Source organism: Streptomyces dryopteridis (assembly GCF_049606955.1).
Taxonomy (GTDB): Bacteria; Actinomycetota; Actinomycetes; order Streptomycetales; family Streptomycetaceae; genus Streptomyces.
Genome location: NZ_CP187113.1, coordinates 4,357,177 through 4,372,940, shown reverse-complemented (window position 1 = coordinate 4,372,940; position 15,764 = coordinate 4,357,177). Strand labels below are relative to the sequence as shown.

Annotated in this window: 14 protein-coding genes; 7 read left to right on the top strand and 7 right to left on the bottom strand. The window is 73.6% G+C overall.

Annotation, left to right across the window (positions count from 1 at the left end; all coding sequences use genetic code 11):
• Positions 1 to 51: 51 nt before the first annotated feature.
• Positions 52 to 1,296, top strand: a complete 1,245-nt coding sequence (locus ACN20G_RS18735; RefSeq protein ID WP_424213943.1) for a hypothetical protein — start codon at positions 52 to 54, stop codon at positions 1,294 to 1,296.
• 87 nt (positions 1,297 to 1,383) lie between these two features.
• On the opposite strand, the gene ACN20G_RS18730 is transcribed toward ACN20G_RS18735, so the two are convergent.
• On the bottom strand, positions 1,384 to 2,778 hold the full coding sequence (locus ACN20G_RS18730) for an MFS transporter (RefSeq protein WP_424213942.1): 1,395 nt from the start codon (positions 2,776 to 2,778) through the stop codon (positions 1,384 to 1,386).
• Between the two features lie 276 nt (positions 2,779 to 3,054).
• On the opposite strand from ACN20G_RS18730, the gene ACN20G_RS18725 reads away from it, so the two are divergent.
• The 5 genes from ACN20G_RS18725 (at position 3,055) to ACN20G_RS18705 (ending at position 7,315) form a co-directional block, all read left to right on the top strand.
• Complete coding sequence (locus ACN20G_RS18725; RefSeq protein ID WP_424213941.1) at positions 3,055 to 3,747, top strand: FadR/GntR family transcriptional regulator; 693 nt, start codon at positions 3,055 to 3,057, stop codon at positions 3,745 to 3,747.
• Positions 3,748 to 3,895: 148 nt separating this feature from the next.
• Positions 3,896 to 5,041, top strand: coding sequence for a galactonate dehydratase (gene dgoD, locus ACN20G_RS18720; protein ID WP_424213940.1), 1,146 nt, complete (start codon positions 3,896 to 3,898; stop codon positions 5,039 to 5,041).
• Between the two features lie 110 nt (positions 5,042 to 5,151).
• On the top strand, positions 5,152 to 5,769 hold the full coding sequence (locus ACN20G_RS18715; protein ID WP_424213939.1) for a bifunctional 4-hydroxy-2-oxoglutarate aldolase/2-dehydro-3-deoxy-phosphogluconate aldolase: 618 nt from the start codon (positions 5,152 to 5,154) through the stop codon (positions 5,767 to 5,769).
• Positions 5,770 to 5,822: 53 nt separating this feature from the next.
• A complete protein-coding gene (locus ACN20G_RS18710) occupies positions 5,823 to 6,746 on the top strand; it encodes a sugar kinase (RefSeq protein WP_424215572.1) in 924 nt (307 codons plus the stop codon).
• Between the two features lie 344 nt (positions 6,747 to 7,090).
• On the top strand, positions 7,091 to 7,315 hold the full coding sequence (locus ACN20G_RS18705; RefSeq protein ID WP_424213938.1) for an FmdB family zinc ribbon protein: 225 nt from the start codon (positions 7,091 to 7,093) through the stop codon (positions 7,313 to 7,315).
• Positions 7,316 to 7,411: 96 nt separating this feature from the next.
• Here the strand turns inward: ACN20G_RS18705 and ACN20G_RS18700 are convergent, their stop codons facing one another.
• The 4 genes from ACN20G_RS18700 to ACN20G_RS18685 all read right to left on the bottom strand — a co-directional run bounded on the left by ACN20G_RS18700 (position 7,412) and on the right by ACN20G_RS18685 (position 12,661).
• The gene (locus ACN20G_RS18700) at positions 7,412 to 8,071 is read right to left on the bottom strand and encodes an O-methyltransferase (RefSeq protein WP_424213937.1); all 660 of its coding nucleotides are present in this window, start codon (positions 8,069 to 8,071) and stop codon (positions 7,412 to 7,414) included.
• Positions 8,068 to 8,889: an HAD family hydrolase gene (locus tag ACN20G_RS18695; RefSeq protein WP_424213936.1), complete on the bottom strand. Its 822-nt coding sequence runs from the start codon at positions 8,887 to 8,889 to the stop codon at positions 8,068 to 8,070. The genes ACN20G_RS18700 and ACN20G_RS18695 overlap by 4 nt, the downstream gene beginning before the upstream one ends.
• Entirely contained in the window at positions 8,886 to 11,387 is a 2,502-nt protein-coding gene (locus ACN20G_RS18690) for a phosphoribosyltransferase (RefSeq protein ID WP_424215571.1), read from the bottom strand. Before ACN20G_RS18690 ends, ACN20G_RS18695 begins: the two co-directional genes overlap by 4 nt.
• 77 nt (positions 11,388 to 11,464) lie before the next feature.
• Positions 11,465 to 12,661, bottom strand: a complete 1,197-nt coding sequence (locus tag ACN20G_RS18685) for an HpcH/HpaI aldolase/citrate lyase family protein (protein WP_424213935.1) — start codon at positions 12,659 to 12,661, stop codon at positions 11,465 to 11,467.
• Between the two features lie 226 nt (positions 12,662 to 12,887).
• On the opposite strand from ACN20G_RS18685, the gene ACN20G_RS18680 reads away from it, so the two are divergent.
• Positions 12,888 to 13,637, top strand: a complete 750-nt coding sequence (locus ACN20G_RS18680; protein ID WP_424213934.1) for a TerD family protein — start codon at positions 12,888 to 12,890, stop codon at positions 13,635 to 13,637.
• Positions 13,638 to 13,647: 10 nt separating this feature from the next.
• Here the strand turns inward: ACN20G_RS18680 and ACN20G_RS18675 are convergent, their stop codons facing one another.
• The gene (locus ACN20G_RS18675; RefSeq protein ID WP_424213933.1) at positions 13,648 to 14,409 is read right to left on the bottom strand and encodes a TerD family protein; all 762 of its coding nucleotides are present in this window, start codon (positions 14,407 to 14,409) and stop codon (positions 13,648 to 13,650) included.
• Positions 14,410 to 14,612: 203 nt separating this feature from the next.
• Positions 14,613 to 15,764, bottom strand: coding sequence for a DUF475 domain-containing protein (locus ACN20G_RS18670; protein ID WP_424213932.1), 1,152 nt, complete (start codon positions 15,762 to 15,764; stop codon positions 14,613 to 14,615).

The window sequence follows — 15,764 nt, the reverse complement described above, 5'->3', positions numbered from 1 at the left end:
AATGCCTGTTCCTCCCCTGTCCGAAAGCCGGGGCATCCTGGGAGGACTCCTGTGACGACTGCACCCCGGCGGTGGTTCGGTGGGCGGGATGAGGGGCGGCGGGCCGATGCCCAGGTGGCCAAGGACGCGGCCGCCGAGGCGTTCTACGAGTTGGACACCGCGCAGCGCGGGGTGGCGCTGTCGGTGGAGACGATCACGGCCGTGGACTCCTCGGAGCGGGCGCGGCGGGTGGTGTCCGAGTTCGAGGCGTTGGGGCGGCGGATCGACGAGGTCTCGCGCGGGTACATCGGAGCCGTCGACGCGCACGATCTGGACCGGCCCGAGCTGGACGGGGCGACGGCGGCGCGGGCCGTCGGGGAGTTGGACCGGGCGCGGGCCGAGTTGGTGCGGGTCAAGGGGGAGCTGGAGCGGTTCGAGGCCGGGTTGCGGCCGTTGTTGGACAGCGCGGAGACGCAGTTGGCGCGGTTGGCGCCGGCGCGGGAGCGGGCGAAGGCCGCGTTGTTGGCCGCGAGCGGGGCCTTGGACGCGGCGCGGGCGGCGGGTCTGCGGGCGGACGCGGAGGCGGCCCGGTTGGCGGCGTTGGCCCCGGAGTTGACCTTGTTGAACCAGGGTGCCGGGGTGCACGGGGTGGCCGAGACGATTCGGCGGGCCGATCACCTGTTGCGCGAGGCGGAGGCCGTGCGGGTCGAGGTGGAGCGGTTGCCGGAGCGGGCGGCCGAGATCGACCGCCGGTTGGTGAGCCTGCGGACCCGGGCGCAGGCTCTGCGGAACCGGGCGGACGGGGTGCATCCGATCCTGTCGGAGTTGCGGCGTCGGTTCTCGGCGGCGTGTTGGCAGGACCTCCAGGGGGTGCCGGACCGGGCGGTGCGGGACGTGGGGGTGGCCGAGGAGCGGTTGCGGGAGGCCGGGGTGGCGCGGGAGCGGCAGGACTGGCCCGGTGCGACGGCGGCGATCGGGGCGGCGCGGGCCTCGTTGGACGGCGTGGACGAGGCGGTGTCGGCGGCGCAGGACCGGTTGGCGCGGCTGGAGGCGGTGGCGCGCGGGCCGGAGGACGAGGTGCGGCGGACGCGGTTCGCGATCCGGGACGCGCAGCGGTTGGCGATGGAGGGGCGGACGGTGCCGGAGGCTCGGTACGCGACGCCCTTGGACCGGTCGGTGGCGCGGGTGGACGCGGCGTTGGCGGGGTTGACCGGGCGGCATCCGGACTATTGGCGGTTCCTGCGGGAGCTGGACGAGGTGCGGGAGGCGGTGGCGGGGGTCGTGGCGACGATCCGGGCCGATCGCGGTCACGGCTGAGCCCCCCCCCCCCGGACGGCCAAGAAGGGGCCCGTCCCACCGGTTCGTGCCGGTGGGACGGGCCCCTTCCTCGTGTGCCCCGGAGGGTCAGGCGGTGCGGGTGAGGTCGGTGCTGGGGACGTCCTCGATGCGTTCCACCTTGTCCACCAGGAAGAGGAAGGACAGGGCGCCGCCGATGGTGATGCCGGCGATGAGGATCAGCGGGAGGGTGAAGGAGCCGTCCGCGCCGCCGACCATGTAGCCGATGACGATCGGGACGACGATGCCGGCGAGGTTGCCGAAGACGTTGAAGACGCCGCCGGCGACGCCGAGCATCCGCTGCGGGGCGATCTCGGTGACCAGGACCCAGGAGAAGGAGGCGAGGCCGTTGGCGAAGAAGGCCACGCACATGATCGCGATCATGGCGGCGTTCGAGGTCACGTAGTTCGCGGCGACGATGACGCCGGCCAGGCCGAGGCCGGTGACGATGGGGGTCTTGCGGGCGATGGAGGCGGAGATGCCCTTCTGGACCATCCAGTCGGACCAGCTGCCGCCGCAGAGCACGCCGACGAGGGCCGCGATGAACGGGAGGGCGCCGGTCAGGCCGCCCTTGTCGAGGCTGAGGCCGCGTTCGTTGGTGAGGTAGGTCGGGAACCAGGTGAGGAAGAAGTAGAGGGTGGAGGCGATCGCGAACTGGCCGAGGAAGACGCCCCAGATGCGGCGCTGCTTGAGCAGGAACTTCAGGTCGCGGGCGAAGGCGCCCTTCTCCTGGGCCTTGGCGGAGTTGTCGGCCTCGGCCTCGCCGTCGGTGATGTGGACGAGTTCGTTCTCGCCGACCTTGGGGTGCTCCTCGGGGCGGTTGCGGATGACCCGGTGCCAGACCAGGGCCCAGGCGATGCCGACGCCGCCGAGGATCCAGAACACGTGGCGCCAGCCGAGCGAGGCGGCCATCCACGCGATCAGCGGGAAGGCGACGCCGAGGCCGATGAACTGGCCGGCGGTGTAGACGGCGACGGCCCGGCCGCGTTCCTTGCGGGGGAACCAGGCGGCGGCGACGCGCCCGTTGCAGGGGAAGGCGGGGGCCTCGAAGAGGCCGAGGCCCATGCGGCTGCCGAAGAGGAAGCCGAAGCTCTTGGCGAGGGAGCCGAGCGCGGTCATCGCGGACCAGGCGATCAGGGCCCAGAAGTAGACGATGCGCGGGCCGAACCTGTCGACGAGCCGGCCGCCGGGGATCTGGGCGAGGGCGTAGGTCCAGGCGAAGCCGGAGAAGAGCCAGCCCATGGCCTCGGGTGAGATCCCGAGGTCCCTGCTCACGTCCGGGGCCACGATCGACAGGACGCTTCGGTCGAGGTAGTTGATCGCGGTGCTGACGAAGAGGACGGCGAGGACCGCGAAGCGGTACTTGCCGACCTGTTGGATCTTCGCGCGGATCGGTCCGGCCTTGGCGGCCTGACCGGGCGTCTCCGGCCGGGTCTCGGCTTCGGAGTCGTGGCGGAGGGACATCGGTGTCTCCCGGGAGCGTGGTGTGCGTGGAGCGTGCTGCATGGTCGACCGTCGGGGCGCGGGACACGCGGGGGTGTGGGGCCGCGGGCCGGACGGGTCGGCCCTGCCACCGCTCGCGCCGGCTGCCGCAGGACGGTGCGCAGTAGGTGCGGGGTGCGTTGCCGCAATAATTGCTAATTAACGATTACTTGTGCAAGTCTTGACCTCGTCAGGGGAACAACTCGGGAGCAACTGGGGACGAAAGTCCCCGACCCGGTCCGATCGAGGGGAATGAAGATGAGCAGCGACGCCGCCTACGCCGGCCGCGGGGTCCACAAGACCGCCGTGGAGGGCCTGGCTCGCCGGATCTTCGACGGTACGTACGCCGAGGGCGCGATCCTCGACCTGCCGCGACTGATGGGCGAGCTCGACGTCAGCCAGACCGTGCTCCGCGAGGCCCTCAAGGTCCTCATGGCCAAGGGTCTGGTGGACGCGCGACAGCGTCGGGGCACCTTCGTGCGCCCCAAGGAGGACTGGAACCTGCTCGACGCCGACGTGCTGCGCTGGCGACTCGCCGCGGGCGCCTCGGACTCCTTCTTCGCCGACCTGCTCGAACTGCGCCGCTCCATCGAGCCGGCCGCCGCGGCCCAGGCCGCGCTGCGCGCCACGCCCGAGGACCACGAGGCGCTGACCGCCGCCCTCATCGCGATGGCGGCGGCCGGCCCCGACCCCGTGCTGCACGTCCGCGCGGACGCCTCGTTCCACATGGCGCTGCTGACCGCCTCGCACAACCGGTTCTTCGCCCAGATGTACCGGGTGATCATCCCCGCCCTGGTCCAGCGCGACCGGGCCGTGCACGGACCCGGCGGATTCGAGCACCCGCTCGCCGTCCACCAGGCCGTGTACGAACGGATCCGCGCGGGGGACGCCGACGGCGCCCACGCCGCGACCCTGGCCCTGCTGGAGATGGCCCGCCGCGACCACCCCTGAGCCCTGCCCGCGGTGCGCCGGGTCCCGCAGACCCGCCGCACCGCACCCCCCACGCCCCACGCACCCCCACGCACCACCGTCGCCACCCCGCCGCCCCGGACCCTCCGGAACGCTCCTGCCGCCGCCACCACGAAAGGATCAGTCCGCCGTGAAGATCACCCGCATCGAGACGTTCATGGCCCCGCCGCGCTGGATGTTCGTGCGCGTCGAGACCGACGAGGGCGTCGTCGGCTGGGGCGAACCCGTCGTCGAGGGCCGCGCCGAGCCCGTCCGCGCCGCCGTCGAGGTCCTCTCCGAGTACCTGATCGGCCAGGACCCGGACCGCATCGAGGACCACTGGCAGATCATGACCAAGGGCGGGTTCTACCGCGGCGGCCCGGTCCTGTCCTCCGCCGTCGCCGGCCTCGACCAGGCCCTGTGGGACATCAAGGGCAAGGCCGCCGGCCTGCCCGTGCACCAGCTGCTCGGCGGCCCGGTCCGCGACAGCATCCGCGCCTACGCCTGGGTCGGCGGCGACGAGCCGGACGAGATCAAGGACGCCCTCACCGCCCAGATCGAGGCCGGATTCACCGCCGTCAAGATGAACGGCTGCGGCCCCATGACCCCGTTGGCCACCCGCGCCGAGGTCCGCGACTGCCTGCTGCGCGCCGAGACCGCCCGCGAGGTCCTCGGCGACGACCGCGACTTCGGCCTCGACTTCCACGGCCGGGTCTCCCCCGCCAACGCCCGCCGCATCCTGCCGCTGCTGGCCGAGTACAACCCCATGTTCGTCGAGGAGCCGGTGCTCTCCGACTACATGCACGCCGTGCCCGACCTCGTGAACGCCTCCAACATCCCGATCGCGCTCGGCGAACGCCTCTTCTCCCGCCGCGAGTTCCTGGCCCCGCTCCAGGCCGGCGTCGCCATCCTCCAGCCCGACATCTCGCACGCCGGCGGCATCTCCGAGCTGCGCCGCATCGCCTCCCTCGCCGAGGTGTACGGCGCCCAGGTCGCCCCGCACTGCCCGCTGGGCCCCGTCGCCCTCGCCGCGAGCCTCCAGGTCGCGTTCACCACGCCGAACTTCCTGATCCAGGAACAGTCCATCGGCATCCACTACAACCAGGGCGCCGAACTCCTCGACTACGTCGTCGACAAGGAGCCCTTCGCCTTCCACGGCGGCACCCTGCTGCGCACCGACCGTCCCGGCCTCGGCGTCGAGGTGGACGAGGCGGCCGTGCGCGCCGCCGACAAGGTGGGCCACGCCTGGCGCAACCCGATCTGGCGCTACGCGGACGGCTCCTTCGCCGAGTGGTAGCCGGGCCCGCGCGGGGCCGCCGACCCGGCCCCGTGCGCCCGCGCCCTCACCACCCCCCACCCCCTCCCCACCACCCCTCCCCCCCACTCTTTCGGAAAGAAGGAACTCCCATGGATTTCGGCGCGGCGCTGCGGCAGGAGCGACTGGTCGCCATCGTCCGGGGCAAGGACGCGGAAGCCTCCTTCCGCACCGTGATGACCCTCGTCGAGGAGGGCATCGGGCTGCTGGAGGTCTCGCTGTCCGGCCGTGACGCCCTCGGCGTCATCGCACGGGCCCGGACCGAACTCGGCGACGCCGCCTGGATCGGCGCCGGCACCGTCCTCACCGCCGCCGACGCCCGGCGCGCGGCCGAGGCCGGCGCCAACCTCATCGTCACCCCCGGGCTCGGCGCCGGCGTCGACGAATCGGTCCGCCAGGGCCTGCCCGTCCTCGCCGGGGTCATCACCCCCACCGAGATCGTCGCCGCCGACGCGGCCGGCGCGAGCGCCCTGAAGCTGTTCCCCGCCTCCATCGGCGGCCCCGGCTACCTCAAGGCCCTGCGCGCCCCCTTCCCCGACCTGCCGTTCGTGCCGGTCGGCGGGGTGGACGCGGCCGAGGCCGAAGCCTGGTTCGCGGCCGGGGCGGTCGCGCTCGGCGTCGGCTCCCCGCTCATCGGAGACGCGGCCGACGGCGGCGACCTGGCCGGCCTGCGGGCCCGCGCCGCCGAGTTCCGGGCGGTCTGCGCGTGAGCGGGCACGAGGGCGCGCCCCCGCGCCCCGAGGTGTTCACCTTCGGCGAGACCATGATCGCCCTGCGCGGCTCCGGTCCGCTGCGGCTCGGCGGCAGCATGGCGGTCTCCGTCGCCGGCGCCGAGTCCAACGTGGCCATCGGCCTGGCCCGACTGGGCCACCGGGTGCGCTGGGCGGGCGCGGTCGGCGCGGACGAGGCCGGCGAGCTGGTCCTGCGGACCCTGCGGGCCGAGGGCGTCGACGTGTCGGGCGCGGTCCGCGACCCCGCCGCGCCCACCGGTCTGATGCTGGCCGAGCCGAGGCTGCCCGAGCTGACCCGCGTGCACTACTACCGGGCCGGTTCGGCGGGTTCGCGGATCACCTCGTGCGCCGTGGAGGCCGCGTTCACGGCGGCCCCGCCGCGCGTGCTGCACCTGACCGGGATCACGCCGGCCCTGTCGCGCTCCGCGCGGGACGCGGCCGCGCTCGCGCTGCGGCTGGCCGCGGAGCACTCGGCGCTGGTGTGCCTGGACGTCAACCACCGCTCCCGGCTGTGGGAGGCGCGGGAGGCGGCCGAGGTGATGCGCGCCTGGGCGCCGTTCGTGGACGTGCTGATCGCCTCGGACGACGAGCTGCCGCTGTGCCTGCCCGAGGGCGGGGCCACCGATCCCGAGGTGCAGGCCAAGGAGTTGCGGGAGTTGGGCGTCGGCGAGGTCGTCGTCAAGCTCGGCGCGGCCGGCGCCACGTCCTACACCGACGAGGGCGCCGTGCACATGCCGGCGCGTTCGGTGCGGGCGGTGGACACGGTGGGCGCCGGGGACGCGTTCGTCGCCGGCTGGCTGTCCGCGTTCCTCGACGGGGCCGACCCCGTCGGCCGGCTGGACCGGGCCGTCACCACGGGCGCCTTCGCGGTCGCCTCGCACGGGGACTGGGAGGGCGCGCCGAACCGGGCCGAACTGGGGCTGCTGTCCGCCCCCGCGGGGACCGTGGTGCGCTGAGCGGTCCCCTCACGAGACCCTGCGGGGCGGTCCGGGCCTGGGCCGTCCCGCAGCACCGGTGTCCGGGCCCGGGGTTGGACGGAACCCCGGGCTCGGACGGGCTCCACCTCTCGGCCCGCCCGCGCCGTACGGCGGACGGCGCGCCGTGCGTCGGCGGACGCGGTGGCGGAGCCGGGCCCTCGTGAACCCTGGGCGAGCCTACGGCGCGCACGGGCCGGTCCGGTTCTCCCCGGGTCCGATTCCGGCCGGCGTGCCCCCGCGCCGGCCCCGCGACCCGGGCCGCCGGTCCTGACGGGCGCGTCGAAGGGGCTGCCGGGCCGGGCGCGCGAAGCTATGGTTTCGGCATGCCCCGATACGAATTCCGTTGCCGCACCTGCGAGAACACCTTCGAACTGAGCCGTCCCATGGCCGCGTCCGGGGACCCCGCACAATGTCCGGAAGGGCACGGTGACACTGTCAGGTTGCTGTCCGCCGTGGCCGTGACCCGCGCGGCCGGCGCCGGTTCCGTTTCCGCCCCGGCGGCCCCCGTCGGCGGGGGCGGCTGCTGCGGCGGGGGCGGCTGCGGCTGAGCCCGCGCCCCACACGTCCCACCCTGCGCACGCGCACCGCGCCGGGCGGTTCCCGGGAGTCCCGGGGCCGCCCGGCGCGGTCGTGTCCTCACCGGTTCAGCGCTTGAGCGAGACCGTGATCCCGTCGGAGATGCCGAGCAGCACCGACTCCATCCGCCGGTCGGCCCGCACGTGCGCGTTGAACGCCTGGATGGCGGCCCCGCCCCCGGTGGCGTTCTCGTTCAACACCTCGCCGTGGTACAGCGTGTTGTCGCTGACGATGATCCCGCCGGGCCGCAGCCGGGGCACCAGCTCCTCCCAGTACGCGATCTGGTTCTCCTTGTCCGCGTCCAGGTAGGCCATGTCCACGTGCTCGCGCACGGGCATCGCCTTGAGGGTGTCCAGGGCGGGCCCGATCCGCAGCTCGACGCGGTCGGCGACGCCTGCCTCCGCCCACGCCTCGCGCGCGTGCTTGGTCCACTCCTCCGAGATGTCGCAGGCGATGATCCGGCCGTCCTGCGGGAGGGCCTGGGCCATGGCCAGGGAGGAGAAGCCGGTGAAGGTGCCGACCTCCACGATGTGCCGGGCGCCGGTGAGGCGGACCAGCAGCGCGAGGAGCGGGGCCTGCTCCTCGGCCGACTGCATCGAGGCCCGGTCGGGGTAGGTCGCGTACGTGGTCTCGATGAGTTTGCGCTGGACCGCGTTCAGCGGCGGGTTGTTCGCGAGCAGGTACGCGTACAGCTCGTCGGTCATCTTGGTGGTGTTTCCAGTGCTCATGTGGTCAGTGTGCCAATCGCATGAGCGAATTGGCGCAGGATTTCCTCACCCGCCACCACACCTTTCGCGCGCAGGGCCGTGACCCCGGGCGCCGTCCACCCCTCGTCCGCCAACTCCCCGTGCGCGGGCCGCCACGCACGGTCGGCGGCGAGCAGCAGGTCCGCGTCGAGGAGGGAGTCCCCGGCGGCCAGGGTGTGCTCGGCGCCGGTGCGGCGCGCGACCTCCCGCATCGCGGCGCTCTTCGTCAACGGGCGGGGCACGGCGTACACCTTGCGGCCCTGGAGGGAGACGGTCCAGCCGCGGGCCTCCGCCCACTCCCCCAGTTCCTCCAGCCAGCCCTCGGGCAGCGCCTCGCGTTCGATCACGAGGTACGCGAACAGGTCCTCGGCCACCCGCGCCTTGCGCAGCCACAGCGGGTCGGCGCTCTTGAGGAGGTGCTCGTGCACCTCGTCCAGCGGGGCGCACTCGGCGGCCAGCCGGGCGGCCACGGCCCGCCGCCAGTCCCGGTCGGGCACCCCGTCCACGAGGATGTGCCCGCCGTTGCCGCAGATCGCGTACGGGGCGGGGCGGCCGGGCAGCCGGATCCGCTGGTACTGCTTGCGGGTGCGGGTGGTGGTGGGCACGAACACCACCGAGGAGTCGGCGGTCAGCGCGGTCAGCAGCCCGGCGGCGGTCTCGGTCAGGAAGGACAGGGGGCGGGCCTCGTGCACCTCCACGCACAGCAGGCGGGGGGCGATCGGGTCCGGCATGGTCAGCCCGAGGGCCGCCGCCGAGTAGATCAGGGTGCGGTCGAGGTCGCTGGCGATGAGGACGGTCACGGGGTGGCCACGGCCTTTCCGTCGGCGCCGGTGGCGCCGCGCGTGTAGCGGGGGTGGATGAGGCCGACGCAGGTGTACGGCAGGTCGTCGACCTCCTCGACGGGCACCCCGCGCTGTTCGGCGAGCAGCCGGACGTGCGCGAGGTCGGCGCCGGCGCCGCGCCGGGCGAGGATCCGCCAAGGCACGCGGCGCAGCAGCACCCGGGTGGTCTCGCCGACCCCGGGCTTGACGAGGTTCACGTCGCCGATGCCGTACTCCTCGCTGATCCGCTCGACGGCCCGCCACCCCTCCCAGGTGGGGGCCCGGTCGGCGGCGGCCACGAGTTCCTTCGCGGCGGCACCGGCGGCCTCGGCCACGGCGTCGAAGCGGGCCTCGATCGCGTCGACGAAGGCGCGGGAGACGTCGGCGGCGGCCAGCTCGCGGTAGTGCTTGGCGCCGTGGTAGTCGTGCGGGCCGACGAGGTCGGCGCGCAGCACGGTGCGCGAGATCAGGCCGGAGACGGTGGAGTTCAGGCAGGCGGAGGGGATCAGGTAGTCCTCGCGGGTGCCGTACGTGCGCACGCAGCCGCCGGGGTCGGCGAGGACGACGATCTCGGGGTCGAAGCCGGTGATGCCGGTCTCGGCCTCGAAGGCGGTGAGGGCGGCGGCGAGTTCGCGGGTGATGGCCCCCTTGCCGGTCCAGCCGTCCACGAACACCACCTCGGCCGGGTCGTGGTCGGCGGCCAGCCGGCGCAGGGCGTTGGCGTCGATGCCGCGTCCGCGCACGATGGACACGGCGTAGTGCGGCAGGTCCAGGCCGTGCCGGCGCAGCGCCCAGCGGCGCATCAGGACGCCGACGGGGGTGCCGGCGCGGGCCAGGGAGACCAGCACGGGGCGGGCGGCGCGTTCGGCGAGGACGGTCTCGGTGACCACGCCGACGGCGTGCGCGATCCGGTCGGCGGAGGCGGCCAGCGCCTCCTCGTACAGGGCCTGGTAGGCGGGGCTGGGCTGGTATTCGACGGGCAGGGACTCGGCGTAGTGGGCGCCGCCGCTCTGCACGGCCTCCTCGCGTTCCTCGGTGGGTGCCTCCAGGGGCACCTCGGAGAGGTCCTGGAGCAGCCAGGCCACGTCCTCGGGGAGGTAGGAGGAGAAGGCGGGGCCGCGCAGCGGCTCGGGCAGCGGCACGGCAGGCTCCGGACGCGTCGGGGCGAGGGGCGGGGTCGGGCGGTACGCGGGCAGCACGGCGTACCCGACCCGGCCGGTGTGCTCGCGCAGCCGGGCCAGGAGCCCGTCGGGGGAGTGCAGGGCCGGGGTGTCGCCGGCGGAGTCCAGGACGAGGAGGACGGTGTCGAAGCCGCCGCCGGCCACGTTGTGGACGTAGCGCTCGCCGGGGCCGTCGGCGGGCTCGTCGTGGGCGGGGAAGACCAGGCGGCTGCGGATGGCGTAGCCGGGGTCGTCGACGGCGAGGACCGGGGAGCGGGTGGTGGTGGAGTAGCGGACGTCGAGTCCGGCGGCCTCCAGCCCCTCGGCGAGCCGCAGCGGGGCGTACATGAGCTCCTCGGTGCCCAGGACGAGGACGCGGCCGGGGTGTGGGCCGAGGCCGTCGGCGAGGGCGTCGACGAGGGCGGGCAGGGCGGCGCCCAGGGCCGCGTGGTGGGCGCGGGTGAAGCCGTGCCGGCCGCCGTCGGGCAGGGCCGCCGGCCAGGGCAGGGGGATCCGGGCGGCGGGCGGGGCGGGCTCGGGGCGGGGCGCGGGGCCGGCGGCGCCCTCGTGGGCGGCCACCAGGGCGGTGCCCCGGGCGAGGACGTCCTCGGGGAGGTCGACGGTGCCGGCGGCGAGGGCGACGAGGTCCACGCGGGCGCCGAGTTCGGCGGCGAAGGCGTCGAGGCGGGCCCGGTCGGCGGCGGAGCGCATGTCCACGAGGGCGACGACCACGTAGCGCTCGCGCGGGTGGAGGGCGTGCAGGACCCGCAGGGTGTTGACGACGGTGTTGCCGGTGGAGAACTCGTCGTCGACCAGGACGAGGGGGCCGGGGCCGGCGAGGAACCCGGGGTCCTCGGGGAGCAGCAGGTGGGAGGTGGCGTGGGAGTGGGACTCCTCGAAGCCGCCGACGGGGCCGAGGCCGGGGACGGGGCGGCGGGTGGAGTGCAGGTAGGGGGCGCCGCCGAGGCCGTCGGCGACGCTGTGGCCGAGGCCGGTGGCGGTCTCGGCGTAGCCGAGGACCACGGCGCGGGCGGTGTCGGCGGGGCCGAGGAGGGCGGCGACGCGGCGGCCGAGGCCGGCTCCGGCCTCGTGGACCACGCGCGGGGCGCGCGGGACGTGCTTGCCGAGGACGGTGGAGACCAGGAGGTGGGCGCGCTTGGGGTTGCGGCGCAGGGCGAGGCCGAGGAGGTCGGCGAGGCGGGGTGTGGTGTCGGGCTCGGCGTCGTGGAGGCGGACGTCGAGGCGGTCGGCGACCCAGCGGCCGGTCCAGGGGCGGTCGGGCGCGGGACGCTCGGGGGTGGTGCCGTGCTCGCTGATGGTGGTGCCTTCCGTGGTGGTGCCGTGGGGTGCGGGTGCGGGTGCGGGTGCGGGTGCGGGCTCGGGGCGGGTGGGGGTCACCGGTGCAGTCCGGCGGCGAGGAGGTCGACGAAGCCGACGTCCTCGCGGGCGACCCCGAATGCCTCGGCCCGGAGCATGACGCGTTCGGCCCAGGCGCGGTGCGGCTTCACCTCGTTCATCTTGTTGGTGTAGGCGGAGCGCATGACTCCGCCGCCGTCGCGGTCGGGGCGCAGGATGTCGCCGGCGTCGCAGTACTCCTCGTGGGAGACGACGGTGAGGGCGTGCACGGGGATGACGTGCGAGGGGTGGATGCAGGTCTTGCCGAGGAGTCCGTTGGCGCGGTCGAGTTCGATCTCGCGGAGCAGTCCGTCGAGGTCGTGCTCGATGAGGGCGTCGCGGAGGGTGTCGGCGCCTTCCTGGAGGAAGGGGCTGCGGCGCAGTTGGGGTTTGAAGAGGCGCTGCTGGCGGCGGAAGTACTCCCAGACGGGGCCGGTGACGGTGAAGCCGCTGCCGTCGGCGCGGCCGAGGACGTTGACCACGTCGGCGATGACCCCGGCGACGATCTGGAGGTCGTAGGCGGTCATGTCGGGGGTGCGGCGCAGGCCGTAGGCGGAGCAGAAGTCGGTGACGCCCAGGCGCAGGGCGAGGATCCGGGTCCGGTGGTGGTCGACGGTGCGGGCGATGCCGGCGAGGGACTCGGCCCGGGTCTCCAGGTGGAGGAGTTCGGGGGATTCGAGGACGGGCATCGCGTACAGCGGGCGGTCGGCGGGGACGCCGGGGAGGGCGTGCAGGAGGGTCTCGGCCTCGGCGAGGGCCTGGAGGAAGCCCTCGCCGCGCTTCTCGGTGAATTTGGGAAGTACGAATCCGGCCAGATGGCGCAGGGCGGGGCCGAAGCGGCGCGCGAGGTCGAGGAGCTGTTCGGGTTCGCGGACCCGCACGAAGATCAGCGGGAGTTCGACGCCTTCCCCGGCGGCCTCGGCCAGTCGGGTGAACTGGTGCACGAGGTTGGTCTCGGCGTCGCCGACCTCGGCGTCCGCGATGGAGTCCTCCAGGCAGAACACGACGGAGACGACCCCCCGGCCGGCCTGCTTGAGGGCGTCCTCGGCCAGTCGGGGGCGGGTGGCGGGGCTGTAGAGGGTGCCGCCGAGGGCCGCGGCGAGGAGAGCGGAGGGGGAGTCCTGGTCGAAGGCCGCGGGGGGCCGGTGGAACAGCTCCTCGCGGACTTGGGGCGGAAGGTGCCCGAAATGACGCATGTGTTGCCCCCGTCGTGCCGTGGTGTCCTCGCGAACGCGTGGCCGGTAATAGTACGTAGGAACGGGTTTCCGGAGTTCCCCGAGAAGATGACATCCGGGTAACCCCCGGGGCACCTTGCCGGACCGGGCGTCCCGGGACAAGGGGGGCGTCGGCCAACGAAACGGACGCGGACCCTTCGGGGGGCCGCATTGTCCGGGCCCCCGCCGGGAGGGCAGGATGTTCGGCATGACGCACGCGATGCAGAAGGGCTCGAACATCCCGGTGTCCGCCACGGCGGTCCGGGCGGTGCTGCGGTGGACCGACGGCACCCGGGTCCCCGACGTGGACGCCTCCGCGCTCCTCGTCGGCTCCGACGGTCGGGTGCGTTCGGACGAGGACTTCGTCTTCTACAACCAACCCCGGCACCCCTCGGGTTCGGTGTGGCGGCTGGGCAAGAAACGGATCGGCGAGGCGGTCACGGACGCCGTGCAGGCGGACCTGCCGGCGGTACCGGCCGTCGTGCACCGGATCCTGGTCGTGGCCTCGGCCGAGGACGTGCCCTTCGAGCGGGTCTCGGACCTGCGGATCCTGCTGTACGACGCGGGCGCCGGCGCCTCCCACGAGCCGCTGGCCCATTTCGACGTGCGGCCCGAGACGGGTGCCGAGACGGCCCTGATCTGCGGTGAGCTGTACCGGCGCGGGGAGACGTGGAAGTTCCGGGCGCTGGGCGAGGGCTATTCGGACGGGCTCGTCGGCCTGGCCACCGACCACGGGATCTCGGTGGACGAGGGCACGGCCGGCGAGGCGGAGGGCGCGACGGCCTCGGCGGCCGGCGCCGAGGCGGACGCCGGGGCGGCCACCACCGCGATGGCCCCGCCCACCGGCTCCCCGGGACACCGGCGGGCGGAACCGGCGGCCCCGGCGCCGTTGCCGGCGCCGGTGGGCGACCCTTCGTTCCGGCTGCCGCTCCAGGGCCCGCAGTTCGTCCGCCGCTGACCCGGTCGGGTCAGCGGCGGGTGCCGCTCTTCTGCTTGGTGCCGGGCCCCCATTGGAGGCCCCAGCCGTAGAGCCGGTCCAGTTCGGCCTGGAAGCCGTACACGAACCGCACCTCGCGGCGCACGAGCAGCTGACCCTTGACGTGCTCCAGCGAGACCACGGCGCAGGAGCGGGCCTGCGGTTGGCGTTCGTCGAGGGGGATCACGATCCGGGGGCCGTTGCTCGGGTAGAGGGTGACCTCCGCGTGCGTGCGGTCGAAGGCCGGGGTCTGGTCGTAGATGTAGACGAAAACCAGCAGCCGCTTGATCTCCTCGGCGTGGTCGAGGTTGACGAACAGGGTCTCGCCGGAGGCCGCGCCGAACCGGTCGTCGCCGCTGAGCTTCACGTACGGCGGACCGTTGATCTCGCCGAGCAGGTTGCCGAGCGGCTGCACGGCGCCCCGGCTGCCGTCGGTCAGCTCCCACAGACAGCCCAGGTCGAGGTCCACGTTGACCATGCCCTGGGTGTGTCCCTGGACCATCTCGGGTTTGAACAGCCGGCCGGGGTGGCGCAGCAGGGAGACCCCGTCGCCGCGCGGTCCGCCGAGGTCGGAGGGGCGCATCCGCCACGACAGGTTGACCCGCAGGTTGCCGGAGACGGCGCCCTGTTCGGTCAGGGAGACCGTGGGGCGCCGTTTGGTGAGTTCGATCGTGTTGGACGAGGTGCCGCCGGTCTGGAACTGCGCCGCGCGTCCGCCGCGCAGTCCGTCGAAGAGCCCGTCGAAGAACCCCATGTGTCGCCCCCTGCCCCCTCGTGTGGCGGGAACCGGCCCCCGGCCCCCGTGTGCGTCGGCCGCCCGCGCGGGCCCCCGCGGGGCCGCCGGACAGCCGGACGGGGCGGTCGCCCGGTCCGCGGTGGGACCGTGTGCGACCGCCCCGCTGTGGAGCGTTCCGCGTTTTCGGGCCCGTCATGCCTCGACGGGTCCGGTCACGTGCTTCAGGCCTTGACGCCGGCCGGTTCCGAGTCCTTGGCCTCGCCGCCGTTCTCGCCGCCTTCGAGGGCCAGGCGCTTGTTGCGGCGCACCGAGGACCAGAAGGACCAGGCGATCAGGACCACGCCGATCAGGCCGGTGATGATCTCGTTGATCTCGTACCGGATGGTGATGAGCAGGAGGGCGGCCAGCGCGCCGATCGCGTAGTGCGCGCCGTGCTCCAGGTACACGTAGTCGTCCAGGGTGCCCTGGCGGACCAGGTAGACCGTGAGCGACCGGACGTACATGGCGCCGATGCCCAGGCCCAGCGCCATCAGGACGATGTCGTTGGTGATGGCGAAGGCGCCGATGACCCCGTCGAAGGAGAAGGACGCGTCCAGGACCTCCAGGTAGAGGAACATGAAGAACGCGGCCTTGCCGGCGAGGACCACGGCCGAGACCGGCTTGCCGGAGCGCTTGGCCTCTTCCTCGGCCTCGTGCTCGCGCTCCTCTTCCTCCTCCAGCTTGTTCTCGAAGAAGCCGGAGAGACCGCCGACGATGAGGTACGTGATCAGGCCGGCGATGCCGGAGACCAGCACCGTCTGCGCCTTGTCCACGTGCGTCCCGCCGTGCTGGTGGGCCTCGACGCCGAACCACAGCGCGGCGACGAGCAGCACGATCAGCGCGATGCACACCGAGAGCATGTCGATCTTGCCGAGCTTGGCCAACGGGCGTTCCAGCCAGCCCAGCCACTTGATGTCCCGGTCCTCGAAGATGAAGTCCAGGAAGATCATGAGGAGGAACATGCCGCCGAAGGCGGCGATGGACGGGTGGGCGTCCGTGACGAGCTGCTGGTACATCGGCTTGTCGTTGATCGCGAGCTTCACGGCCTCGATCGGGCCGAGCTGCGCGCTGATGGCGACGATGACGACGGGGAAGACCAGCCGCATGCCGAAGACCGCGATCAGCACGCCGACCGTGAGGAAGATCTTCTGCCAGAAGGCGTTCATCTTCTTCAGGATCCCGGCGTTGACCACCGCGTTGTCGAAGGACAGCGAGATCTCCAGGACGGACAGGATCGCCACGATCCCGAACGCGGTCCACCCCCCGTAGAACACCGCTGCGACCAGGCCGAGCGCAGTCACTGCGAACGACCAGCCGAAGGTTTTCAGAACCAC